Annotated in this window: 22 protein-coding genes; 8 read left to right on the top strand and 14 right to left on the bottom strand. The window is 70.2% G+C overall.

The features are described 5' to 3' along the window. Positions 1 to 54: 54 nt before the first annotated feature. Positions 55 to 1,437: an FAD-binding oxidoreductase gene (locus ACO0LV_RS12750; protein ID WP_424788285.1), complete on the top strand. Its 1,383-nt coding sequence runs from the start codon at positions 55 to 57 to the stop codon at positions 1,435 to 1,437. Between the two features lie 124 nt (positions 1,438 to 1,561). Here ACO0LV_RS12750 and ACO0LV_RS12745 read toward each other — a convergent pair whose 3' ends face one another. From ACO0LV_RS12745 to ACO0LV_RS12720, 6 genes are all read right to left on the bottom strand, one after another. Further along, positions 1,562 to 2,236: a GntR family transcriptional regulator gene (locus ACO0LV_RS12745; protein WP_424788284.1), complete on the bottom strand. Its 675-nt coding sequence runs from the start codon at positions 2,234 to 2,236 to the stop codon at positions 1,562 to 1,564. Beyond that, complete coding sequence (locus ACO0LV_RS12740; RefSeq protein WP_424788283.1) at positions 2,236 to 3,009, bottom strand: maleate cis-trans isomerase family protein; 774 nt, start codon at positions 3,007 to 3,009, stop codon at positions 2,236 to 2,238. The genes ACO0LV_RS12745 and ACO0LV_RS12740 overlap by 1 nt, the downstream gene beginning before the upstream one ends. 324 nt (positions 3,010 to 3,333) lie before the next feature. Further along, a complete protein-coding gene (locus ACO0LV_RS12735) occupies positions 3,334 to 4,521 on the bottom strand; it encodes a M20 family metallopeptidase (RefSeq protein WP_424788282.1) in 1,188 nt (395 codons plus the stop codon). After that, the gene (locus tag ACO0LV_RS12730; RefSeq protein ID WP_424788281.1) at positions 4,521 to 5,738 is read right to left on the bottom strand and encodes a PLP-dependent aminotransferase family protein; all 1,218 of its coding nucleotides are present in this window, start codon (positions 5,736 to 5,738) and stop codon (positions 4,521 to 4,523) included. The genes ACO0LV_RS12735 and ACO0LV_RS12730 overlap by 1 nt, the downstream gene beginning before the upstream one ends. A gap of 27 nt (positions 5,739 to 5,765) precedes the next feature. Continuing rightward, positions 5,766 to 7,004, bottom strand: coding sequence for a M24 family metallopeptidase (locus tag ACO0LV_RS12725; protein ID WP_424788280.1), 1,239 nt, complete (start codon positions 7,002 to 7,004; stop codon positions 5,766 to 5,768). Continuing rightward, positions 6,997 to 7,842: a maleate cis-trans isomerase family protein gene (locus ACO0LV_RS12720; protein ID WP_424788279.1), complete on the bottom strand. Its 846-nt coding sequence runs from the start codon at positions 7,840 to 7,842 to the stop codon at positions 6,997 to 6,999. Before ACO0LV_RS12720 ends, ACO0LV_RS12725 begins: the two co-directional genes overlap by 8 nt. Positions 7,843 to 7,895: 53 nt before the next feature. Between ACO0LV_RS12720 and ACO0LV_RS12715 the strand changes: the two genes are divergently transcribed. The 4 genes from ACO0LV_RS12715 (at position 7,896) to ACO0LV_RS12700 (ending at position 12,813) form a co-directional block, all read left to right on the top strand. Then, positions 7,896 to 8,867 carry a D-2-hydroxyacid dehydrogenase gene (locus ACO0LV_RS12715; RefSeq protein WP_424788278.1) on the top strand — a complete coding sequence of 324 codons (972 nt, stop codon included), beginning with the start codon at positions 7,896 to 7,898 and terminating at the stop codon, positions 8,865 to 8,867. Between the two features lie 53 nt (positions 8,868 to 8,920). Continuing rightward, positions 8,921 to 10,342, top strand: a complete 1,422-nt coding sequence (locus ACO0LV_RS12710) for an amidase (RefSeq protein ID WP_424788277.1) — start codon at positions 8,921 to 8,923, stop codon at positions 10,340 to 10,342. Then, positions 10,339 to 10,842, top strand: a complete 504-nt coding sequence (locus ACO0LV_RS12705; protein ID WP_424788276.1) for a DUF3830 family protein — start codon at positions 10,339 to 10,341, stop codon at positions 10,840 to 10,842. Before ACO0LV_RS12710 ends, ACO0LV_RS12705 begins: the two co-directional genes overlap by 4 nt. Before the next feature lie 96 nt (positions 10,843 to 10,938). After that, on the top strand, positions 10,939 to 12,813 hold the full coding sequence (locus ACO0LV_RS12700) for a BCCT family transporter (protein WP_424788275.1): 1,875 nt from the start codon (positions 10,939 to 10,941) through the stop codon (positions 12,811 to 12,813). A gap of 68 nt (positions 12,814 to 12,881) precedes the next feature. On the opposite strand, the gene gdhA is transcribed toward ACO0LV_RS12700, so the two are convergent. The 3 genes from gdhA to ACO0LV_RS12685 all read right to left on the bottom strand — a co-directional run bounded on the left by gdhA (position 12,882) and on the right by ACO0LV_RS12685 (position 15,616). After that, positions 12,882 to 14,237, bottom strand: coding sequence for an NADP-specific glutamate dehydrogenase (gene gdhA / locus ACO0LV_RS12695; protein ID WP_424788274.1), 1,356 nt, complete (start codon positions 14,235 to 14,237; stop codon positions 12,882 to 12,884). 97 nt (positions 14,238 to 14,334) lie between these two features. Then, positions 14,335 to 15,222: a M48 family metalloprotease gene (locus ACO0LV_RS12690; protein WP_424788273.1), complete on the bottom strand. Its 888-nt coding sequence runs from the start codon at positions 15,220 to 15,222 to the stop codon at positions 14,335 to 14,337. Positions 15,223 to 15,256: 34 nt separating this feature from the next. After that, complete coding sequence (locus tag ACO0LV_RS12685; protein ID WP_424788272.1) at positions 15,257 to 15,616, bottom strand: BlaI/MecI/CopY family transcriptional regulator; 360 nt, start codon at positions 15,614 to 15,616, stop codon at positions 15,257 to 15,259. Positions 15,617 to 15,810: 194 nt separating this feature from the next. Between ACO0LV_RS12685 and ACO0LV_RS12680 the strand changes: the two genes are divergently transcribed. Both ACO0LV_RS12680 and ACO0LV_RS12675 read left to right on the top strand, forming a co-directional pair. Then, positions 15,811 to 17,286, top strand: coding sequence for a hypothetical protein (locus tag ACO0LV_RS12680; RefSeq protein WP_424788271.1), 1,476 nt, complete (start codon positions 15,811 to 15,813; stop codon positions 17,284 to 17,286). Positions 17,287 to 17,291: 5 nt separating this feature from the next. Next, entirely contained in the window at positions 17,292 to 18,248 is a 957-nt protein-coding gene (locus ACO0LV_RS12675) for a metal ABC transporter substrate-binding protein (protein ID WP_424788270.1), read from the top strand. A gap of 12 nt (positions 18,249 to 18,260) precedes the next feature. Here ACO0LV_RS12675 and ACO0LV_RS12670 read toward each other — a convergent pair whose 3' ends face one another. Then, entirely contained in the window at positions 18,261 to 18,893 is a 633-nt protein-coding gene (locus ACO0LV_RS12670) for a DUF4203 domain-containing protein (protein ID WP_424788269.1), read from the bottom strand. A 131-nt stretch (positions 18,894 to 19,024) separates the two neighbouring features. Between ACO0LV_RS12670 and ACO0LV_RS12665 the strand changes: the two genes are divergently transcribed. Next, positions 19,025 to 19,633, top strand: coding sequence for a TetR/AcrR family transcriptional regulator (locus ACO0LV_RS12665; RefSeq protein ID WP_424788268.1), 609 nt, complete (start codon positions 19,025 to 19,027; stop codon positions 19,631 to 19,633). A gap of 40 nt (positions 19,634 to 19,673) precedes the next feature. On the opposite strand, the gene ACO0LV_RS12660 is transcribed toward ACO0LV_RS12665, so the two are convergent. The 4 genes from ACO0LV_RS12660 to ACO0LV_RS12645 form a co-directional block, all read right to left on the bottom strand. After that, positions 19,674 to 20,846, bottom strand: coding sequence for an acyl-CoA dehydrogenase family protein (locus ACO0LV_RS12660; protein WP_424788267.1), 1,173 nt, complete (start codon positions 20,844 to 20,846; stop codon positions 19,674 to 19,676). Between the two features lie 160 nt (positions 20,847 to 21,006). Beyond that, entirely contained in the window at positions 21,007 to 22,626 is a 1,620-nt protein-coding gene (locus ACO0LV_RS12655) for a dipeptide ABC transporter ATP-binding protein (RefSeq protein WP_424788266.1), read from the bottom strand. Further along, the gene (locus ACO0LV_RS12650) at positions 22,623 to 23,480 is read right to left on the bottom strand and encodes an ABC transporter permease (protein ID WP_424788265.1); all 858 of its coding nucleotides are present in this window, start codon (positions 23,478 to 23,480) and stop codon (positions 22,623 to 22,625) included. Before ACO0LV_RS12650 ends, ACO0LV_RS12655 begins: the two co-directional genes overlap by 4 nt. Then, positions 23,477 to 24,475 (bottom strand): ABC transporter permease, encoded by a 999-nt coding sequence (locus ACO0LV_RS12645; protein WP_424788264.1) that lies wholly within the window; start codon positions 24,473 to 24,475, stop codon positions 23,477 to 23,479. The genes ACO0LV_RS12650 and ACO0LV_RS12645 overlap by 4 nt, the downstream gene beginning before the upstream one ends. Positions 24,476 to 24,479 lie beyond the last annotated feature (4 nt).

Here is a 24,479-nt window from a genome sequence, read left to right as displayed (position 1 = left end):
ATGGTCACCGCCCGCAGAGTAACCGGGCACCACCACCGCCCTGGAGCACTCCTGATGTCGACGTCCCCCGAGCCACTGCCCCCCGTGGCCTCACCGGATCTGGCGGCGTTGCGTCACCAGTTGGGTGACCGCCTGCTCACCGATCCTGAGCAGATCGCGCCGTACTGTCGTGACGCCTCCCGGGCCGCCCCGGAAGGGCCGGCACACGCCGTCGTCCTGGCCGCTGACACCGCCGACGTGAGCGCCGCGCTGGCCTGGGCGAATGAGCACTCGGTGCGGGTCTCGGTGCGCGGAGGCGGAACCGGGTTGTCCGGGGGAGCGGTGGCCTACCCCGGCGGGCTGGTCGTGTCCTTGGAGGCGATGAACAAGATCGTCGATATCGACATGGGCAACCGGCTGGCCGATGTGCAGGCCGGCGTGATTACCGCGGACCTGGATGCGGCCGCCCGGGAGCGGGGTCTGTTCTTCCCGCCGGACCCGGCGAGTTCGCGCACCTCCACCGTGGCCGGCAACATCGCCAGCAACGCCGGGGGTCTGCGCGGGGTGGCCCACGGGGTGCTGGGTGACTCTGTCGCGGCACTGGAGGTGGTGTTGGCTGATGGCCGGGTGCTGCGGACCGGGCGGCGAACCACCAAGGACGCCACCGGATATGACCTGACCAGCCTGTTCGTCGGATCGGAGGGCACGCTGGGCGTGATCACGGCGGCCACCGTGCGACTCAAGGCGGTGCCGCCGGGGCAACCGCGGATGTTCCGGATCAGTTTCGATGACATCACCGACGCCGGCCGGGCGGTGATGGCGATCGTGTCCAGCCCGGCTCGCCCGGAGGTGCTGGAGATGATCGATGCGCTCGGCGTGGAGATTATCGAGGACTATCAGCCCAGTGGCCTGCCGCGGCCGGAGGCGGCGTTGCTGATCGGGCAGACCGTGGGCATCGACGCCCAGGAGCAGGCCGAGACGATCCTGAGGATCTGCACCGAGCATGGCGGAACCGAGGGCGGGATCTTCGCCGACGAGGAGTTGCTGGAGGCCAGGCGGCGCTCGCACCCGGCGCTGGTAGCCCGCGGGATGCGGGTCTCCTCCGACGTCGGCGTGCCGGTAGCGGCGCTGGCGCAGATGGTCACCGGGGTCAAGCGGATCGGGGCCGAGCACGGCCGGCGCGTCTCGATCGTGGCGCACGCCGGGGACGGCAACCTGCACCCCACCGTCGAGGCCGGGGCGGGGGAGGACGAGTACGCCGCCGCCCAGGCCGTCATCGATGACATCACCCGCTTCGCGTTGGAACTGGGTGGCACCGTCAGCGGGGAGCACGGGATCGGTTCGCTCAAGCGGCACGCGCTGGCCTGGCAGGTCGAGCCGGTCTCGCGTGAGATGCAGGCCGGCATCAAAGCCGTGTTCGACCCCAACGGCATCCTTACCCCCGGCCGTGGCATCTGATCCCACCCACCCTCGTCCCCGGCTCGTACCCCGCTGACGCCGTCGACTGGCCGCCGACATCGTCAGTTCGGGTGACGAGGTCACCGGGAGGTTCACGAGGTGGGCGCCGGGAGTGCCCGGGTGGTCAGTGCTGCTGGGCGATGAGGCGCTCCAGCGCGTCGGCCATGTGCGCCACGATGAGTTCATCGGTGTGATCGGCGCCGCCGGGCACGAATGACTCCGCGATCGACCGGTGCTCCTCTACCCTCGTTCGCGGGTCGGCGTAGGTCGGCTCCAGGGCCCGGATGCACATGCGGGTCTCGGTGAGCACGGTCTCGTGCGCGCGCTGCAGCCGCGGACTCCGGGCGCCGGCCACCATCGCCTCGTGGAATCGCACATCGGCGTCGGAGACGGCGACGACGTCACCACTGCCGGCGGCGCGGCGCATCTGTTCCACCGCCACCAGCAGTTCGGAGCGCACCGGGTCCGGATCCAACCGGTGCACGTGTGCCGCGGCGGTGCGTTCGATCCCCTCCCGGGCCAGGTACATGTCCCGGATGTTCTCCGGGGACAACTCGATCAGGAACAGCCCGCGGTTGCGATGGGACACCAGCAGTCCCTCCTGGGTCAGGCGCTGCAGCCCTTCGCGGAGCGGGCCACGGCTGACTCCCAACTGGGCGGCCAGCGCCGACTCGTGCAGTTGACTGCCCGGGGGGATCTGGCCCTCCGCGATCGCCTCGCGCACCCGGGAGGCGATCAGGCTGGGTGTGGATTGCTGCACCACCGGATCCAGTGGACGGATTCCCTGGACCGTGGCCATCAGGACGCCCCCTGGGTGCCAGTGGTGGCATGTGTGCCGGTGCCGGTGCCGGTGCCGGTGGCCCGTTCGAACAGGGCACCGAAGCCCTCCAATCGTGGGCGCAGGCCGAGTAGACCGAGACCGTCGAAGACGGTCACCTGGTTCGCGGTCAGAACCGGGATACCGGCCACGTGCTCCAGGTCCGGCAACCAGCCCAGGGAGTGCATCGCGGTGTCCGGAACCAGGATGGCCTCCGCACCGGTAACGCCGGCTCCGGCGACGATCGCACCGACGTCGTCGCGCCCGAGGGTGCCGACTTGCGCAGCGGTATGAATACCGTGGCTGGACATCCCGACCACCTCGATCCCGCCGGCGCGGAGGAAGTCGGTGAAGTGCTGCGCCACATCCTGGGGGTAGGAGGCCGCCACCGCCACCCGCTGCAGGGAGAGGGCCCGACAGGCGCGCACGAAAGCCAGCGACGTCGACGAGGCCGGCCGGCCGGTGCGCTCGGCGATCTCGGCGACTTGGGCGTGGGCGCCGTCCCAACCGAACACGAAACTTCCCGACGTGCAGGCCCACATCAGCGCATCGACGCGGCCCCGGATCCGGGCGGCGCCCTCCAGGAGGCGTTCACTCGAGCCCAGGTCCAGGAGCGCCTCGACCTCGTGAGCGTCGACGCCCACCGAGGTTTCCTCCACCAGCAACTGGACCCCATGGGCGTCCAGTGGTTCGGTCAAGTGGGTGTAATCGTCGGCGGCGCTGTCGCCGGGGTACAGCAGTCCGATCGTGAGCATCAGACCCTCCACGTCTGTCGATTGTCAACAATCCTACCGCTGCTCGGGCCCTGGCCCACCATCCTCCCCGCCGCGACCGGCCATCCTCCCCGCCGCGACCGGCCATCCTCCCCGCCGCGACCGGCCATCCTCCCCGCCGCGACCGGCCATCCTCCCCGCCGCAACCGTCCAATCGGTCGCTTGCAGCGGTGGGTCGGGTCCCGGGCTCGCCGTCATCGTCCAATTGGTTGATTGGAGCGGTGGAGCGGGAGGGAGCGAGCCGGGTGGGGGCGCTGGCTGGAGAGGGAGCGAGCCGGGTGGGGGCGCTGGCTGGGGAGGGGGCGGTTAGGTGAGCAGGTTCAGGGCCATCAGCGCATAGGCCCCGGCGGCGGTGGTCAGGTCCTCCAGCGCCACGGACTCGTTCGGCCGATGCGCCTGCTCGGTGACCGAGCCGGGCCCGAGCACCACCACCGGTATACCGGCATCGCGTGCCAGGAACCCGCCGTCGCACGCCGCCGTCCAGCCACCCACCGGCAGGTCCGGCCCACCGGCGGCGGGTACCGCGGCGGTGGCGGCCCGCACCAGCGCGCTCGCCGGGTCGGTCTCGAATCCGGGCATGTTCATCGGCATCAGCACATCCACTGCCAGCCCACGCCGGTCCAGACCCAGGCCCGCGATCCGCTCGCGCACCTCGGCGAGCACCTGCTCGGGATCCTCATCGGGCAGCAGGCGCCGGTCGGCGCTGATCCGGCAGTGGTCGGGCACCATCGACCCGCCCACACCGCCGGTGACCACGCCCACGTTCCAGGTGGCCGCCCCCGCCAACGGGTGCGCGTCGGCAGCCAGTTCGGCGTGCCAGGCCTCCAGGTCGGCGATGATCGCAGCCGCCCCGTAGATCGCGTTGCGTCCGTCGGCTGGGTTTCCGGCGTGAGCCGCCTGGCCGTGCACGTCGATCTCGATATAACTGGCGCCACGGGCGGCCACGATGGTCTGCAGATCGGTGGGCTCGGCCACCACGCACCCGGCGTGGGTCAGGTGTGCCGGGTCGGTGATGAAGTCCCGGATCCCGATCCCGAGCTCCTCCTCATCGACCACCGCGGCCAGTTCCACCGGCCCGCGCAGGCGCACACCGGATCGGGCCAGGGCGCCCATCGCCACCAGGGCCGCGGCCAGCCCGCCGAGCATGTCCGCCGCTCCGCGCCCGTACAGACGCCCATCCCGGACCACCGGTTGATACGGGTCGGTGCGCCATCCGGTGCCGGCCGGGACCACGTCGGTGTGCCCGAGCAGCAACAGTCCGGGTTCAGCACCGGCGTCGGGGGTGATGATCCGCACGTTCGGCCGCTGTGGTGCCACCACCGTGCTGCTGGCATCCAGGCCCAGGTCGCGCGCGTGTTCGGACAGGACCCGAGCGGTCACTTCCTCGGTGCCCATCTCGCCCTGCCCGGCGGCGGTGATCAACTCCGCTGCCAGGTCGGCCACCGCCTCCGGTGCGATCGCTTCCAGCACCGCCGCTGCGTCGTCGTCGGCCATCAGGACCGGCCCTGCAGGAGCCGCACCGCAGCGGCCAGGCGGGCCACGCCCTCGCGGGTACGGTCTGGGTTGGTGGAGGCGAAGCACAGCCGCAGCGCGTTCGGGAACCGTTTGGAGGGGGAGAAGGCGTTGCCGGGGATGTAGGCAACCCCCTCCGCCAAGGCGATCTCGAACAGGGCCTCGGTGTCCACCGACTCATCGAAGGTGACCCACAGGAAGAAGCCGCCGTCGGGGTCGGTCCACCGGGCGCTGTCGCCGAAGTGCTCCTGCAGTGCCTCTTGCATCGCCTGCTTTCGGCGCCGGTACTCCGCTCGTTGGGTCTGCAGGTGCTCCTCCAGTCCGCCGCTGGTGAGGAACCCGGCGAGCAGACGTTGCGCAGGCAGGTTGGTGCAGGTGTCCATCGCCTGCTTGGCGTTGATGATCAGTTGCTGCAGCGAGGGGGCGGCGTCCACCCAGCCCACACGCAGCCCAGGGGCGACCATCTTGGAGAAGGTGCGCACCGAGAACACCAGCGGATCACCGTCGGCCAGTTCGTGCAGGGTGGGTACGGCGGCACCGGAGAAGCGCAGCAGTCCGTAGGGGTCGTCGTCGATGATCATCGAACCCCAGGAGCGTGCCAGTTCCAGCAGTTCGTGGCGCCGCTCCAAGGTCATCGTGGTACCCGAGGGGTTCTGGAAGGTGGGCACGGTATAGATCGCCTTCGGGGTGCGCCCGGTGGCTTCGACCATCTCCGCCATCCGGGAGACGATCAGGCCCTCGGTGTCGACCGGCGCCTCCAGCAGTTCGGCCTGGTAGGACAGCGCGGTCGCGGAGCCGTTGGTGTAGGTCGGGGACTCCACCACCACCAGGTCACCGGGGTCGACGAAGATCTTGCAGGCCAGGTCCAGACCCTGCATCCCTCCCGCGGTGATGGTCAGCCGGTCGCTGGTCGTGGCATCGGAGGTGCCCTGCAGCATCGCCAGCAGCGCCTCGCGCAACGCCGGGTCGCCCTCGGTGGCGGCGTAGTCGAAGGCGTCGGCCCGTCCCGCCCCGATCGCCTCCACCCCGATCGCGGCCAGGGCTTCGGTCGGGATCGCCTCGGCAGCCGGGCTGCCCATCGCGAAACGGACCACGTCATGGGTCTGGGCGGCCAGCAGCGATGTGGAGGAGTCGATCACCGAACCCACCAGAGAATCGGCGCGTGCGGCCAGGGGCAGGGTGCGGTTCGCGGTGTTCATGCCTGTGCTACTCCTTCGTGACGACATTCATGTCTTGACCGTCAGCCCTTGGGGGAAGTCGGTCAATTGCTCGGCTCCATCGGCGGTGACCATCACCGACTCGCTCATCTCATAGCCCCACCCCTCCATCCACATCCCCATGATGATGTGGAAGCACATCCCGGGGGCCAGCACGGTCTGTTCCTCGGCGCGCAGGCTGATGGTCCGCTCGCCCCAGTCCGGCGGGTAACCCACGCCGATGGAGTAGCCGATCCGAGATTCCTTGTAGAACCCGCGCCGCGCGATGGAGTCGGCGAATGCGGCGTGCACCTCCCGGCCGGTGGCGCCCGGACCCATCACCTCCAGGGCGGCGTGCAGTCCCTCGGTGACCGCATCGGCGCAGCGTGCGAGTTCGGCATGGGGCCTGCCCAGCGCCACGGTGCGGGCCAGCGGGGCGTGGTACCGGCGGTGCACCCCGGCGATCTCGATCGTGGTCGGCTCACCGCGCACCAGCGGGGCGTCCGACCACGTCAGGTGCGGCGTCCCGGCCGACTGCCCGGTGGGCAGCATCGGCACGATCGCGGGGTAATCCCCGCCCAGGTGGTGGGAGCCGAGGGCCTGCGCGTGCTGGATCTCGGCCACCACATCACATTGCCGCCGGCCCACCTCGATGGCGTCCATGGCCACCTGCATCACCGTGCTGGCGATCTGGCCCGCCACGCGCATCTTCTCCTGCTCGGCCGGCGACTTGACGGCCCGCACCCAGTTGACCAGTTCGACGCTGTCGACGATGGCGGCGTGCACCAGGCGGGAGTGCAGGGCGAAGAAACCTCGGGGGGAGAAGTAGTGGGCATCCATCTCCACCGCGATCACGGCCCCGGGGACGTCCTCGAACAGGCCGAGGTTGCGGGCCTGCTCGGTGATCCAGTCCATGGGGTGGATGTCGGCCCGCTGCACGTAGTGCTCGGGGTAGCCGTGGATATGGGTGCGTTCCAGGTAGGCCGTCCAGTGTGCCCCTTGGGCGTCCATGGCCCGGGCGAACAGGTGCGGGCTGCCCTCGGCGGGCACCACCAGGCATTGGGGGGTGTAGAAGGACCAGGCGTTGTATCCGGTGAGGTAGTACAGGTTCGCCGGGTCGGCCACCATCAGGGCGTTCAGCCCTCGGGATGACATCGCGTGCTGGACCCGCTCCAGCCGGTTGATGTACTCGCTGACGGCGAAGGGCCGGGCGTCGTATGGCTCGGGGGTGTCGGGCAGGGTGTAGCCGGGAACTTCCAGGTCAGTCATTCCTCACCTCCGCATGGGTCGGCGCCGGCACAGCCGGGGTAGCGGGCCATGACGGCACAGCCGGGGTGGTGGGCCGATGGCTCAGTAGGTGCTGGCCCGCCCCGACCGCGCTCACCCCGATCGCGCGTAGCGCGGCCCAGATCGTCGCCTGGTTGGCGGTGATCACCGGGATACCCAACTCGGCCTCCAACGGGGCGATCAGCGGGCGGGTGGGCAGATTGGTGCACGAGACCACCACCGCCTGCGGCGGAGCCAGCACGGCGTGGGGTGCGCGGGCGGCACGGCGGATCAAATCGGCGGTGCGTTGGTACGGCACGGTCCAGATCCGCCCGCTCAGGCCCAGGCTGTGCAGCCCGCTGACGGCGATGCCGGCCTGGTGCAGGAAGGCCGCAAGGCGGGCGGCGATCGGCTCATCGTACGGTGTGGCCACCGCCACCACCTGGGCATCGAGCACCGCCAGCGCCTGCAGCAGCGCCCCGGAGGTGGTGACCGCGTGGTCGAAACCGCCGCCCCGCAGCGCCGAGACGATTCCTGCCTCCCCGGCCAGTCCGCCGACGAAACTGCCCGAGGTGCAGGCGTAGGCCATCACCTCGGGATTGATCGTGTGCAGGTCCTGCGCGCAGCGCGCGATCACCTCCGGGGCCCCGATCAACTCGGCCTGGGTCAGGTTCACCTGCACCCGCTGGTAGGGGGTGCGCGTCAGGTGCAGGCTGACCTGCGGCGGAATCCACTCCCACAACTCGCGGTCGAGGGCGAAGTCGTAGGGCGCGATCACCCCCACGCCGCGCTGATCCAGCGGCGTCAGGGCCGCCGCCGGTTGATCCTGCACCAGTTCCATAGTTGCACCCTAGATTGTTGACAATCAGACAGGAAGGCTTATAACGTCCCGGTGTGTCTGGTTCCGTCCCGGCGATCGCCGTGCTGCTCGATTCCGAAGGCTCGCGCCCGCCGGGTTTGAAGGCTCTGGAGGGGCGCGCGCAGGTGCGCTACGCCGACGCGGACTCCCTCGGTGAGGCGGTTCAGGGAGCTCAGGCGCTGTTCCTGTGGGACTTCTTCTCCACCGCGGTGCGCGACGTGTGGGACCGGTGCGGTGACCTGGACTGGATCCACGTGGCCGCAGCCGGCGTCGACACCCTGCTGTTCGACGAGCTGCGCGAGTCCGACGTGATGGTCACCAATGCTCGGGGGGTGTTCGACCAGCCGATCGCCGAGTTCGTCCTGGCCAGCGTGCTGGCCCACGCCAAACTCCTGCACGAGAGTGCGCAGTTCCAGGCCGAGCGCACCTGGGTGCACCGCGAGACGACCCGGGTGGCGGGCAAGAACGCGCTGGTGGTGGGGACCGGGGCGATCGGCCGCGCCTGCGCCCGGTTGCTCGGTGCTGTCGGCATGACCGTGCACGGGGCGGGCCGCACCGCCAGGGCCGGTGACGCCGACTTCGCCGGAATCCACGCCAGCGCGGACCTGCCCGCCTATGTGGGCTGGGCCGACTACGTGATCAATGCCGCCCCCCTGACCCGCGCCACGACCGGGCTGTTCGACGCACCGGTCTTCGCCGCCATGCGCCCCGGCGCCCACTTCATCAACATCGGGCGCGGAGCGAGCGTGGTGGAGGACGATCTGCTGACCGTGGTGTGTCAGGGGCCCCTGGACGGTGCCAGCCTGGATGTGTTCGGCACCGAGCCGCTCCCGGCCGAGCACCCGCTCTGGGACGCACCGGGGGTGCGGATCTCGGCGCACATGTCCGGGGACGTGGTGGGCTGGCGCGATGAACTCGCCGCCCAGTTCCTCGACAACGCCGAGCGCTGGTTGGCTGGTCAGGACCCGGTCAACGTGGTGGACAAGTCCGCCGGATTCGTCCGGTAGCCGGGGTCCGGGCAGGGCCGCAGAAGCGTGAACGAGGGCGAAGGAGCCGGGCAATGAGCAGCGAGTTGGCGATGGCGGACGCCGCCACGCTCGTGGCCGGCTACCGCTCCGGGGACTTCACCCCGGTGCAGGCCACTGAGGCGGCACTGGCCCAGATCGAACGCCTCGACCCCCACGTGCACGCGATGGTGCTCACCGATGCCGAGGGGGCACTGGCCGCCGCCACCGCCTCCACCCAGCGGTGGGACGCGGGGGAGCCCAGGGGACCTGCCGATGGCGTCCCCACCACGATCAAGGACATCCTGCTGGTCCGGGGCTGGCCGACCCGGCGGGGCTCGGCGCTGTGCGCCCACCTGCCCCCGGCCGATCAAGACTCGCCGGCCGTGCAGCGGCTGCGCGAGGGTGGGGCGGTGTTCCTGGGCAAGAACACCACCCCGGAGTTCGGGTGGAAGGGGGTGACCCATTCCCCCTCCTATGTCCCGACCACCAACCCCTGGAACCCCGGGTTGACCGCCGGTGGCTCCTCCGGCGGTGCCGCGGCCGCGGTGGGCCTGGGGATGGGCGCGTGGTCGATCGGCACCGATGCCGGCGGATCTGTGCGCATCCCCGCCTCCTTCACCGGGACGGTGGCCCTCAAACCCACCTACGGCCGCATCCCGGCCTACCCAGCCAGTCCCTACGGCACCCTGGCCCACCCAGGCCCGATGACGCGCACCGTGGCCGATGCGGCCGTCCTGCTCGACCTGGTATCAGCCCCGGACCACCGGGACTGGTTCTCCCTGGAGGCTCCGTCGTCGTCCTTCACCGCCGGACTGCACGACGGCGTAGTGAACCTGCGTATCGCCTTCTCACCTGATCTGGGGTACGGCGAGAACGACCCGCAGGTGGAGGCGGCGGTGCGCACGGCGGTGGAGGTCTTCGCTGCGGCGGGAGCGAACGTGGAGGAGGTAGCGCCGATCTTTCACGACCCGGTCTCCGCCTTCCACACGCTGTGGTTCCCCGGGGCGGCCAAAGTGGTCGAGACGTTCTGGACCGGCGAGGGCGACTGGGAGCGGGTGGACCCCGAATTGTGCGCGGGCATCTCCCAGTTCGGGCAGGTGGACGCCTCGGCCTACCTCGATGCCACCGCGGTGCGGATGGATCTGGGCCGCAGGATGGGAGCCTTCCACACCACCTATGACCTGCTGCTCACCCCCACGATGCCGATCGCTGCCTTCGAGGCGGGTCTGGAGGTGCCCCGCGGTTGGGGCCGGCGGTGGTGGACCTCCTGGACCCCCTACACCTACCCGTTCAACATGACCGGTCAGCCGGCGCTGAGCCTGCCGTGCGGGTTCACCGGCGACGGTCGCCCGATCGGGTTGCAGATCGTGGGGCCGCGCCACGCCGACGGGTTGGTCCTGCGCGCGGGACAGGCCTTCACGGACCACACTGACTGGCACACCCGCCGGCCACCGATGGCCATGGAGGAACGATGACCCAGCACCTGCGCATCACCCTGACCTCCCGGGGGGTCAGCGCCCGGGCCCGGTTGCTCACCGAAGCCGCACCCCGCACGTGCGCGGCGGTCTTGCAGGCGCTGCCGGCCGGTGGGCAGGTGTACCACGGCAAGTACGCCCGCAACGAGATCTACACCTTGATCCCGCACCCGGGATCGGAGCCCGGGGCGGAGAACACCACCATCACCCCGATACCCGGGGACCTGTGCTGGTTCACCTTCACCGGAGACGACCTGGGCAATCCTGCCTACGGCTATGAAGGCGCCGAGCAGCACCGCGAGACGGGGTCCATCGTGGACCTGGCGGTGTTCTACGGGCGGAACAATCTGCTGATCAACGGTGATCAGGGGTGGGTTCCGGGCAATGTGTTCGGCACGATCGTGTCCGGTCTGGAGGAGTTTGCGGCGGCCTGTCAGGACGTCTGGATGGGCGGAGCCCGGGGAGAAACGCTAACGTTCTCACGCGAAGAGACAGGCTGAGCCGCACCGCCAAGGGCACCGAGGCCGGGCGGAGAAGGGGGATCCGAGGCACCTACTGAGCTGATCACCGTAGATCCAAGGAGAAAGTGGGACTCCGTGAACAAGTTTGCTGAACTGCTCGGTCTGCGCACCAGTCCGAGAATCTTCTTCGGCGCCGCCGCGATCGTGATCCTGTTCGTTGTCGGCACCTTGGCCTTTACCGATGCGGTCGCACGCGGCACCGAGGCCGCCTCGACGTGGTTGATGGACAACATGGGCTGGTTCTACGTCCTGGGCGTCACCAGCTTCCTGGTCTTCCTCATCTACATCGCGATGAGCAGGTTCGGGCGGATCAAGTTGGGGCCCGACGACGAACCCGCCGAGCACTCCGGGCGATCCTGGTTCGCGATGCTGTTTGCCGCCGGGATCGGCACCATCCTGATGTTCTGGGGTGTGGCCGAACCGGTGTCCCACTTCGGCGATCCGCCCCGCCAGGGTGTCGAGCCCGGGAGTGTGCAGGCCGCCGAGGAAGCGCTCGCGTTCACCTTCTACCACTTCACGTACCACACCTGGGCGATCTTCGCGCTGCCCGGTCTGGCGTTCTGCTACTTCCTGTACAAGCGCAACCTGCCCCCGCGGGTGTCCTCGATCCTGCAGCCGATCCTGGGGGAGCGGATCCACGGCCGCATCGGCCAGGCGGTCGACGTGCTGGCCATCGTCGGCACCGTCTTCGGTCTGGCCGTCTCGGTGGGTCTGGGCACCCTGCAGATCAACGGTGGCCTGAACCAGCTGTTCGGAATTCCCGAGTCGGATCTGACCCTGATCATCGTGATCGTGGTGGTCTCACTCATCGCGTTGGTCTCGCTGGCCGCCGGGCTGGAGAAGGGCATCAAGCGCCTCTCCAACATCAACATCGTCGCCGCCATCGGGCTGATGCTCTTCGTGTTCGTCACCGGCGCCACGGTGTTCATGACCAAGGGCACGATCGAGGCGTTCGGGAGTTATCTCGCGATGCTGCCGGAGCTGGCGCTGTGGAACGACACCTTCGGCGACACCGGATGGCAGTCCAGTTGGACGGTGTTCTACTGGGCCTGGACGATCACCTGGGCCCCGTTCGTGGGCCTGTTCATCGCCCGGATCTCCCGGGGCCGCACGGTGCGGGAATTCGTCCTCGGGGTGCTGGCGATACCGGCGACCTTCAGCGTGATCTGGTTCGGCATCTTCGGCAGCGGTTCCATCGACATCGAGATGAACGGCGATGGCGGTCTGGTAGACCGGGTCGTGGGCGATGGCGACATCCCCGGTGCGCTGTTCGCGTTCCTGGAGAATTTCCCCTTCGCGATGGTGACCTCGGCGATCTCGATCGTCCTGGTGGTCATCTTCTTCACCACCTCGGTGGACTCCGCGGCGCTGATCACCGACACGATGGCCAATGGTCACGAGGAGGACGCACCGCTGCGCCAGCGTGTCTTCTGGGGAATCTCGATCGCCATGATCGCGGTCATCCTGCTCACCGTCACCGCCGGCGGGGCCGGACTGGAGGCATTGGAAACCACCACGATCGTGGTCGGCTTCCCGTTCTTCATCCTCGCGTTGTTCCAGATGTACAGCGTCTATCGAGCGATGCGTGAGGACGCCGGGGAGTTGCCGCCGATGCGTACCCGTAGTTGGCGCCAGGTTCTCCCCCCGGAGGAGCACGAGCGGCGCAGGGAGGCCGGGGAGCTCGAGGATGAGGTGATCGAACCCGAGGCCATCACCTCCGTACCGCGCATGCGCGAGCCCTATGAGCCCCTGCGCCCGGTCGCCACAGGGCCGCTGGCGCGCCGCACCGGCTCGGCCCCGTTGGTCTCCAGCACGGGCCCGGCCGCCCGTGAATGGGCCGCTGAGCAGGCGCGTCGTGCTGCCGTTGCCGACGCGGCGGACGCCCCCGGTACGCCCGGTTCCGATGGCGGGGCGGCACCTGACGCCGACCCGGGCCCCGCACGCCGGTAGCGGGCCGCCCCCGACGGGGGTGGTGGGCCGCGGCGGGGGCGGCGGGGTGACGGCGGGGGCGGGGCGGGTCAGATGACCCCGAGGGAGAGCATCGCGTCGGCCAGCGGGATGAATCCGGCCACGTTCGCCCCGGCGACGTAATCGCCCGGGGTGCCGTATTCCTCGGCGGTGGCCACGCAGCGGTCGTGGATGCCGCGCATGATGTCCTCCAGCCGGGCCTCGGTGTGCTCGAAGGACCAGGAGTCCCGGGAAGCGTTCTGCTGCATCTCCAGCGCGCTGGTGGCCACCCCACCGGCGTTGGCTGCCTTACCGGGCCCGAACTTCACCCCGGCATCGCGCAGCGCGCGCACCGCTTCGGGGGTGCACGGCATGTTCGCACCCTCGGCGACGATCTGCACACCGGCCTTGATCAGGGCGGCGGCGTCCTGGCCGTTCAGTTCGTTCTGCGTCGCGCTGGGCAGGGCGATCTGGCAGGGCACCTCCCAGACCGAGCGGCCCGGGACGAAGCGGGCTCGACCACCCTTGGCCTCGACGTAGTCGGAGACCCGCCCGCGACGGACGTCCTTGATCTCGCGGAGCAACTCGAAGTCGATGCCGTCCTCGTCCACCACGTAGCCGGAGGAGTCCGAGCAGGCCACGACGGTGCCACCGAGCTGATGCACCTTCTCGATCGCGTACAGCGCCACATTGCCGGAGCCGGAGACGACCACCTTCTTGCCCTCGAAGGTCTCCCCGCCGGCGCGCAGCATCTCGTTGACGAAGAAGACGGTGCCGTATCCGGTCGCCTCGGTGCGGACCTGCGACCCACCCCAGGTCATGCCCTTACCGGTGAGCGTGCCGGACTCGTACCGGTTCGTGATGCGCTTGTACTGGCCGAACAGGTAGCCGAGTTCGCGCTTACCGACCCCGGCGTCACCTGCGGGCACATCGGTGTACTCACCGATGTGGCGATAGAGCTCGGTCATGAAGGACTGACAGAACCGCATCACCTCGGCGTCGGAGCGGCCTTTCGGGTCGAAGTTGGACCCGCCTTTGCCACCACCGATCGGCAGCCCGGTCAGGGAGTTCTTGAAGATCTGCTCGAAGCCCAGGAACTTCACGATCCCCACGTTCACGCTGGGGTGGAACCGCAGGCCGCCCTTGTAGGGGCCCAGCGCGGAACTGAACTCCACCCGGTAGCCACGGTCGATCTGCACGGTGCCTGAGTCGTCCACCCAGGGAACCCGGAAGATTATCTGCCGCTCCGGCTCACACATGCGGCGCAGCACCGCGGTGGTGCCGTTGGCGTACTCGGGGTGCTTGCTCACCACGGGACCCAGGCTGCCCAGCACCTCACGGACCGCTTGGTGGAACTCGGTCTCACCAGGGTTGCGGGCGAGCACCTCGGCGTAGATGTCCTGCAACTTCTCGTCCAGTCCGGGCATGGCGACAACTCCTCTTCGTCAGGGCGCGCCACGTTCAGGCGGCGGCGACGTCCGCAGAGGATGCTACAGGTATCGCAATGTGGCGGTCGCCGCTGTGTCAAAAACTGGACAATGCTCGGCCCGCCTGCAGCAACCACGGCCCAGCCAGCACGGCGGTGGGTACCACCAGCACGGCCACGGCCGCCAGGTAGGCGAGCGCGGCCGCCCCGCGGCGCCTGAACAGGCTCGGCTCGGGCTCGGCAAGGCGTTGCAACCGCGCCTGTATCCGGGGGTCATCGGTGGTGTCGGCCAGGGTCTCCAGGGCACCGCGCAGGTGCGCCCGGGGCGCGCGGGCCAGTGCGGCATCGTCGGCGAGCAACTCCAGCAGATGGTCGACGGCGTGGCGGGCCACCTCCGAGCGCACCACCGTGGGGAACGCCACATGCAAGGCGGTGAAGGCTTCCCGGACCAGGTCGTGCCGTGCGCGCAAGTGGGCGCGTTCGTGCTCGATCACCGCCTCCACCTCGCCCGGGCCGAGCAGATCGATGGCGGCATCGGTCAGCACGACCCTCGCGTCCTGCCCGGGGACGCAGTACGCCATCGGGACACCACCGGCCAGCACGTGTACCCGGCGCGGGTCCGGGGTGGCCAGCAGATCCAGCAGTTCGCGGTGCCGGGCCCGGCGACGACGGGTGTCCAGCCCCAGCCGCAGCGAGGTGAGGCCCAATCGCACCACGATGACGCCTGCCCCGGCGCCCGCCACCGCGAGGGCGACGAACAGCGCCGGGCGGCCGAGCGTGCCGCCGGCGTTCTGATAGGAGCGCCAGGCCTCCTCCGGGATCGCCAGTACCGCCCCTACGGCGGCGAGTACCGCGGCCAGGGCCACCGCCTGCCACAGCGTCACCCCGGCCCGGGGCGCCTGCTGCAACCATCGGGCGCGAACCAGGATCGGTGGGAGCACCCAGGACAGCACGAGCGCCAGCACCAGCAGGGCGATACCGGTCACGAGGGGGTCCTGGACGGCGGAGCGGCGCCCGCCCTCAGTGCTGGGTGTCCAGAGCCGCGCGGATCGCCTCGGCTTCGCGTGGGCTGACCCGCCCGACGAACTGCTGCAGGGCGGCGACCCGCTGGGACGGCTCGGTCGTGCCCCCGAGGGCGTCCAGCATCAGGTCTGCGGTCAACTGCTCCCGGGTGCGGCTGGGGGAGTAGCGGAAAGCCCGGCCCTGGCGCTCCTGGGTGAGGAGGCCCTTCTTGGCGAGCCGGTCCAGCACGGTCATCACCGTGGTGTAGGCGAGTGGTCGGTCCGGGGTCAGGGCCTCGTGTACCTCGCGCACGGTGCAGGGGCCGTCGGCGGCCCACAACTGCGTCATGATCGCGCTCTCCAACTCACCCATCGCCATCGTCCCAGGGTACTACGCGGCGCACGTACGACGCCATCTAGTACGACGCTGCGCAGTAGTGGGATCCGCCGAATTGCCCGGCCGATTCATATTGATAATGAGAACGGGTCCCATTATGTTTAGTGGCGCACTTCATCTCCGAGCGGAAGGAACGAGCGCCCCGCGCTCATCACGGCATGAGAACTGAGAACTCCATGGACGAACGAGTCCGGGAACCCCGCAAGAGCCCGCTGCGCGTCGGGAGCACTCACCCCCCGGTCCTGGCCGCACGCGCCTCCACCGACGACGGGGGCGCCCGTACCCGCCCCGGGGTGGTGACCGCGCTCGGGTTGGCCCTACCCCTGGTACTGCTTGCGGCCTGTGGTCAGAGTGACCCTGATCCAGGCCACGCCGCGACCGATCGGCCAGTCGATACGGACACCGAGGAAGCGACGGAACGGGAGGTTGCCGAGGTGGCTGCGCGTACTCCGCGGCTGGCGATCACCTACGACGGCGGGGTGCAGGTGCTGGACGCCGCCACCCTGGAGGTGGTCTCCGACATCGAGCTCGCCGGGTTCAACAGGCTCGCCGACGCCGGTGACGGACGGCACGCACTAGTGTCCACCAGCGGCGGCTTCCAGGTGTTGGACCTGGGTACCTGGGCCGAGCCGCACGGCGACCACGCCCACTACTACACCTCCGATGCGGTCCTGACCGAGACCATCTTCCCCGCTCAGGCACCCGGGCACGTGGTGGTCAACGAGGGCCGGACCACCCTGTTCGACGACGCCGATGGTCAGGTGACTGTCTTCGATTCCGGCGACCTGCGGGACGAAAGCCGTGACGTGCGGGACTACACCGCCGAGGATCCGCACCACGGGCTCGCACTGGAACTGAGTGATGGCACCTTGGTGGTCTCCCGCGGCGACACCGAGGCCCGGACCGGCATCCGGGTGCTGGACGCGGCCGACGCCGAGATAGCCGCCTCCGACGAGTGCCCGGGCCTGCACGGCTCGGCGGTCAGCGCCGCCGAGACCGTCGTGGTCGGATGCGCCGACGGCGCCCTGATCTATGCCGACGGCCGGATCGCCAAAGCGACCAGCCCGGATGAGGACGGCTCGATCGGGACGTTGTCCGGTGCGCCGAATTCCGCGGTAGTGCTCGGTAACTACAGCGAACCCACCCAGGTCTCGTTGATCGACACCGCCTCCGGCCAGGTGCACCTGGTGGACATTCCTGCGGCGTACTCCGGGACCTCGCTGGCCCGCGGCGATGACGGCGAGGCGCTGGTGCTCGGCACCGACGGTCAGATCCACGTGATCGACCCCGAGACGCGTGAGGTGGTGACCGCCATCCCGGTGATCGAGGAGTGGAGCGTGCCCGAGGACTGGCAGGAGCCGCGCCCGGGCTTGACCGCACTCGACGGCTCGGTCTTCGTCACCGACCCGGGCACGGACACGATTCACGCCGTGGACATCCCCACCGCCGAGGTGTGGAACACCGCAGAGTTGGACGTGACGCCGAACGACCTGATTGGCGTCACTGGCGATCTGATGGCCGAGGTGTCCGAGGACGATCACGCCCACGATGAGGACGACCACGACAACGACCACGACCAGGACGATCACGCCCACGATGAGGACGACCACGACCACGAACACGCCCACGACGATGAGGACCATGACCATTGAGTCCGGTGGCCGCCTTCAAGGGCACGCGGCCGGCGTCTGCGGCCCGGGCGCGCCGCCCCGGCGCCCGGGCGCGGCCCCGCTCCGGCTGCGGGCTCGCCGTCGTTTCGGCAACGGGTCTGCTGGCCCTGGCAGGCTGCACCCCGCCGGATGAACCGGAGGGCATGCACGTCGTGGCCGGATTCTCCCCGTTGGAGTTCCTCGGCACCGAGATAGGGGGGCCGGAGGTTACCGTGACGTCGCTGACTGCCGATGGGGCCGACCCGCACAGCCTGGAGTTGTCACCGGTGCAGGTCGGCGAGATGGAGTCGGCTGACCTGGTGATCTACCTCTCCGGGCTGCAGCCGGCGACGGATGAGGCGGTGGACATGGTCGATCCCGCGCATGTTGTCGACGTCGAAGCCGTCGCGCGAGCGCAATTGCCCGCCGACGCCGGACCGCCAGACGTTGATCCGGACGACCCACACTTCTGGTTGGACCCGCTTCGCTTCGCCGCGGCGGGCCATGAAGTGGCCACCGAACTCGCCGCCCTGGACCCGAAGGGTGCCGCAGGCTATCGGGCCCGGGCGCAGGCCCTGGAGGCAGACCTGATGGACCTGGACGGGGAGTTCGGCGCCGTGCTGGCCGGGTGCACCGGAGCGACGCTGGTCACCTCTCACGAAGCGTTCGGGTACTTGGCCGACCGCTATGGCCTGGAGCAGGTCGGCATCGCCGGGGTGGATCCCGAGGTGGAGCCCTCCCCGGCCCGGATGCGCGAGGTCGCCGGCGTGATCGCGGACACCGACGTGCTGACCATCTTCTTCGAGGCGAGGGCCAGCCCCCGGGTGGTGGAGGTACTCGCGGAGGAGATGGGTGTGCAGGTCGATGTGCTGGACCCGATGGAGCGCGGTACCGGCGCGGACTACGTCGAGGTGATGCGGGCGAATCTGGAGGCACTGGGGCGCGGCCTGAACTGCCCTGGGTGAGACGGCGCCGGCTCAGGCCCCGCCGGCCGGTGCCGAGTGCTGCCACTGGGCGCGGCCACCGCGCCGGACGCGGCTGCGGCCCTGAACCACGATGCCGGCGACGGCGACCACGATGTAGAGCACCGTCCACCACCAGCGATCCGGCCAGGCGATCTCCGCCAGCTCCGGTCCCGGGGGCGCCTCGCCGATCAGGATCAGCACCGAGGCGAGGATGAGTGCGGCGCCGGCCAGCGCCGTCAGCACGATCAGCAGTATCGCGGGCAGGCGCAGGGCCAGCGCCACCAGCGCCAGCACCAGGCCGGCGATCAGGCCCACCACCATGGCCACCACCTCGGAGGCACCCAGGGAGTTCGCCAGCGCGGTCCCGAGTGCGAACCCGAGCGAGCCCAGCCAGATCAGCACGGCCAGCACGTAGAACCAGTACGCCGCCAGCGCCAGCAGAACCGCCGCCGCGATCGCCGCGATCCACCCCCAGGCGTCCCCGAGTAGCGGCTGGTCGGTGAGGCCGGCGGCCAGGGATGCCCCGAGGCTGAATCCGACGAACGCCCCCCACAGCGCCAGCAGGATTCGAGCCAGGGAGCCACCGCGGAAGCACAGCAGCGCCCCGAGTGCGAGACCGAGCAGGCCGATCAACAGGTTCGTCATGTCCCCATCGTCGCAGGGATCGCCCGATGACGCTCGGGGCGTCGAGCACCGGCACGCGGCGGCGGATAGATACTTCGTGCCGGGTGAACCGGTCGCGCCGCCGCGGGCCGGCGGCGGTCTAGCATGAGGGGATGGTGCTGATGAGCGAGGGTGTGCGGGAGCGGCCGGTGGCCTCCCCGCGTCGTCAGCAGATCCTGGACGCCGCGGCCGACCTGTTCGCCCGGCACGGATTCCACGGGGTGTCCATCAACGACATCGGCCGCCAGGTCGGTACCTCCGGCCCGGCCCTCTACCGGCACTTCGCGAGCAAGGAAGCAGTCCTCGCCGAACTGCTGATCGGGATCAGCGAGCGCATCCTGAGCGTCGCCCGGGAGCGACTTTCGGACGTCGAGCCGGGGCGGCAGGCGCTCGCGGTACTGGTGGACTGGCACGTGCAGATCGCCCTGGACCACCCGGCCCTGATCACCATCCAGGATCGCGACCTGGACAGCCTGGCCGAGGAGGAGCAGCGCAACGTGCGCCGGCTGCAGCGGGCCTATGTCGAGATCTGGGCCGGCACGATCCTGGACGCCGCCCCCGGGGTCGGGGAGCCGACTGCCCGGTCAGCCGCACACGCCGTTCTCGGCCTGATCAACTCCACCCCGCACAGTGCCCGCCTCGGACGCGAGGCCACCGGCGCCCTGCTGCAGCGGATGGCGTTGGAGGCGTTGAGCCCGCAGTCGTTGGTCGGGCCCGGATAGCCCCGAGCGCCCTGATCCCGCGGGTGGCGGCGGGTGGTGCTCAGCGGGGCAGTCCGAGTTCGCGGGCGATCACCATCCGCTGGACCTCCGAGGTGCCTTCCCCGATCTCCAGGATCTTGGCGTCCCGGTAGTACCGGGCCGCGGGAAACTCCTCCATGAAGCCGTTACCACCCAGTATCTGCGTGGCGGTGCGGGCCGCATCCACGGCTGCCTCGGTGGAGTAGACCTTGGCGATCGCGGCTGCGCGGGTGAGATCCTTGGCGGGCCGGCGCCCGGCGTCGCACTCGTCCTTGAGCCAGGCCGCGCGATAGGTCAGCGCGCGGGCCGCCTCCACCGAGACGGCCAGGTCGGCCAACTGGAACGCCACCCCCTGGTTCGCCCCGATCGGGCGCCCGAAGGCCTCCCGGGTGCGGGCGTAGTCGGTGCCCAGGTCCAAGCACGCCCGGGCCAGTCCCAGCGCGAGCGCGGAGATCGCCACCCGGCCGTGGTCGAGCAGGTGCAGGAACTGTCGCAGGCCGGCGCCGCGCTCACCGACGATGTTTCCGGCCGGGATCAGGCAGTTGTGGAATGTGAGCCCGTGGGTGTCCGAGGCGTGCCAACCCAGCTTGTCGTAGGGCGGGTCCACGGTCAGCCCGGGTGTGCCGGCGGGTACCAGCAGCGTGCTGATCTCCGGGCTCCCGTCCGGCATCTCACCGGTACGCGCGGTGATCGTGATCAGGGAGGTGATCGGGGTACCGGAGTTGGTGATGAAACTCTTCGAACCGTTGATCACCCACTCATCGCCCTCCAGCCGGGCTCGGGTGCGAGTGGCACCGGCGTCGGAGCCGGCCCCGGGTTCGGTGAGCCCGAAGGCAGCCAGTGCGCGTCCGGCCACCAGGTCCGGCACCCACTGCTGCTTCTGCTCTTCGCTGCCGAATGTCAGCACCGGGCTGATTCCCAGCCCCACCCCTGCCGAGAGGGTGATGCCGATCGACTGGTCCACCCGTCCGATCTCCTCGATCGCTACGCACATGGACAGGAAGTCACCCTCGGCACCGCCGAGTTCCTCCGGGGCGGTCAGCCCGAACAGGCCGAGTTCGCCCATCTTCGGGATCAGATCGACGGGGAAGTGGCGCTCGCGGTCCCATTGCGCGCTGTGCGGAGCGATCTCGGACTCGGCGAAGTCGCGCACCACCCCGCGGAACATCTCGTGGTCCTCGGAAAGTTCGAACATGGTCCCTCTCGGCATTGAGTGTGCCTACGCCCCAGCGAGTCCCCGGGAACTGGTCGCTTCCGTCCCGGGACAACGACACGCGTTAGCGATCGATAACAGAGCCGATGTTAGCGCTCGCTAACCTGCGCTGTCCATAGGGGTCGACGCCGAGGATCTGCTGCTAGTCCCAGTTCGGTGCCGCAGCCAGGAGTTGGCGTGTGAAGTCCTGCTCGGGCCGGGCGTAGACCTGCTCCAATGGGCCACTTTCGATCACCTTGCCGGCGCGCATCACCAGGACGGTCTCGCACACCCGGCGCACGACGGCCAGGTCATGGGAGATGAAGACCAGCGCCACCCCCTCGGTGGCCTGCACGGTGGTGAGCAGGTCCAGGATCTGTGCCTGAACGGTCACGTCCAGGGCCGAGACGGGCTCATCACATACCAGGACCTTCGGACGGCCGGCCAGGGCCCGGGCGATCGCCAGGCGTTGGCGCTGTCCACCGGACAGTGCGCGCGGGTAGCGGTTCAGCGCCTCCTCGGGCAGACCCACCCGGGCCAGCAGTTCCGCCGGCGTCCGGCTCGAGCGGGCCCGGTCCAGCGTCCGGCGCAGGATCTGCCCGGCGCGGTGGCGCGGGTCCATGCTGCCCAGCGGATCCTGCGGGATGTACTGGATCTGCCGGCGGCGCGATCGACGGTCTCGTTCGGGAACCCCGCTCCATGCCTCACCGGCGAGGTCCACCTCGCCCTCGTCCGGTTCCTCGGCAGCCAGCAGGAGCCGGGCCAGGGTGGTCTTGCCCGATCCGGACTCACCCACCACTCCGATCGCCTCGCCTGGCCGGACCTGCAGGTCCACTCCGTCCACGGCGGCCAGCGAGCCACCGGACGGTAGACGGAACCGGCGCACCAGGCCGCGTGCGGCGAGCACCGGTGACGACGCCCCGGCCTCGCCGGAACCGGGGTGCTTCGGCCGCGCACCGCCGGCCCCGTCGGGCTGTGCACCTGTGGACGACGTCCCGGCCTTGGGGCCGCGGGGCACCGCCGCCATCAACTCCCTGGTGTAGGGCTGCTCGGGAGCGGTGAGCACCTGCATGGCCGTACCGGCCTCGACCAGTCGCCCCTGGGCCAGCACCACGATCCGGTCGGCCACGCGGGAGACCGCGCCCAGGTCGTGACTGACCATTAGGATGCCCATCCCCTCATCGCGCAGCCGGGCCAGCAGGTCCAGGATCGTGGCCGCGACCGTGGCATCCAGGGCGGTGGTGGGCTCATCGGCCACCAGCAACTGCGGGCCACCGGCCAGGGCGGAGGCGATCAGCGCCCGCTGGCGCATCCCGCCGGAGAGTTCCGCGGGGCGCTGCTGGGCGCGCAGGTGCGGCTGGTCCAATCCGGCGTCGGTGAGCGCCTGCAGCACTCGCTCGCGGCGCTGCGCGCTGGGTACGCCGCGTACCGCAAGGGTCTCGGCGACCTCGGCACCCACGGTGCGCAGCGGATCCAAGGACCCCAGCGCATCCTGGAGCACCATCGCCACCTGGGCGCCCCGGATCCGGCGCCAGTGCCGGGGGGTGAAGGACCGGGCATCCTGGCCGAGGACATCCAGGACACCGGCGCGGATCTGTGCCGGTACACCACCCTCACCGGCCAGACCCAGCGCAGTGCGGGCCAGCACCGACTTGCCCGCACCGGACTCGCCCACCACCGCCACGCACTCCCCGGCGGCCACACTGACCGAGACCTCTCGCAGCACCTGGCCCACGCCGTCGAAGGTCACCGACAGGTCCTGGATCCTCAGTAGCGGGCTCATCGCCGGCCCAGCCGACCCACCGCCCGGCCCAGCACGGTCAGCGCGCCGGCGGTGACGGTGATGGCCAGGCCCGGGCAGACAGCGAGCCACCAGGCGCTGGTGATGTGCAACCGTCCGCCGTTGACCATCGCCCCCCACTCCGGGGATGGTGGCAGTGCGCCCAGCCCCAGGAAACTCAGTGCGGCCACCCAGACGATCGCCTGCCCGATACCCAGGGTGATCATCGCCAGCAGCGGCCACAGGGAGTTGGGCACGACATGGCGAAGCAGCACCTCGAACGGGCCGGCCCCCTCCAGGCGTGCCGCCTCGACGTACCCGGCCCGGGCCACCGTGCGGACCCGGGCGCGCAGAATCCGGGCGTATCCCGGTGCGGTAGCCAGGCCCACCGCGATCACCGAAGCCCGCACCCCCGGGCCCATCACCGCCACCAGCAGCAGTGCCAGCACCAGGGTGGGCAGCGCGAACAGTACCTCGATCACCCGGCGCAGGCCCGCATCCAGCCAGACCGGTCCCAGGCCGGAGGCGAACCCGATCACCACCCCCAGACCGACGCCGATCCCGGTGGCGGCGAGCCCGATGCCCACCGACTGCGAGGCGCCGTGCACCACCCGGGCGAACACGTCCCGCCCGGAGGTGTCGGTGCCGAACCAGTACTCCGCGCCGGGCGGGGACAGCGCATCCGCCGGGGCGATCGCGTTCGGGTCGACACCGGTGAGCACCTGCGGCCAGAAGGTGGCCAGGCCGACGACGGCCACCACCGCCGCCGCGATCAGCCCGGGCAGGCCGAGCCGGGACAGGGCACCACGCCCCGGGAGCACGCGCGACCTCGGCCGGGACACACCGGACACGCTCATCCGCCCACCGCCGTATCCGTCTGCGGCGTGCGCGCACGCCGGGAGACCGAGCCTGCTCGCAGCCGCGGGTCCAGAACCCACTCGGCCAGGTCGGCCAGGGTCATCACCACCACGTATCCCAGCGCCACCACCAGCACCGAGCCGATCACCAGCGGTACGTCCTGGCCGGTGGTCGCCTCCATCAGCAACCGGCCCAACCCGGGCCGCCCGAACAACGTCTCCACGACCACCGCCCCGGACAGCAGCGACCCGAAGGCCCACCCGGACAGTGCGATCGCCGGGAGGGCGGCGTGGCGCAGGGAGTGGCGGACCAGCACCCACTGCTCCGAGGCGCCCCGGGCGCGGGACGTGGTGGCGAACGGGGCGGTATGGGCCTCGGCCAGCCCGTCTCGCATCACCTGCCCCAGGAAACCCGCGACGGGAACGGCCAAGGTGATGGTGGGCAGTACCAGCGCACTGGGTGCCGAGGAGGTGCTGGTGGCCGGCAGCCAGCCCAACGAGACCGCGAAGAGGGCGATCAGGACCGCACCGAACCAGAAGTGCGGCAGCACCGAGGCCGCGATCTCCACCCCGCGCAGCACGCTGACCGCCAGCCGGCCCACCCGCCCTCGGGCGCTGACCGCCGCGGTAGCGATGAGCAGCACCAGTACCCACGCCAGCACCAGCGCGGCACCTGCCAGGATCAACGTGGCCGGTAGCTGCCCGCCGATCAGATCCGACACCGGCTGGCGCCGGGCGTAGGAGTCTCCGAGTTGGAAGGTGGCCACCCGCCACAACTGGAACAGGTACTGCACGAGCACGGGCTCATCCAGGCCGTACTCGGTCCGCACCGCGGCCACGGCCTCCGGGCCGGCCTGTGAACCGGGCCCACCCAGGATGGCCTCGGTGGGGTCTCCGCCGGCCCCGCGAAGGGCGAAGAAGACCACGGTCGCCACCACCCAGGCCACCAGCGCGGCCGCACCCAGACGCCCGGCGATCCAGCGCAGCGCGAGCATCACC

The sequence above is a fragment of the Pseudactinotalea sp. Z1739 genome, assembly GCF_049725055.1.
GTDB lineage: Bacteria > Actinomycetota > Actinomycetes > Actinomycetales > Beutenbergiaceae > CALKWS01.
The sequence above is the reverse complement of the archived record's forward strand: the minus strand, read 5'-3'. Positions and strand labels throughout refer to the sequence as shown.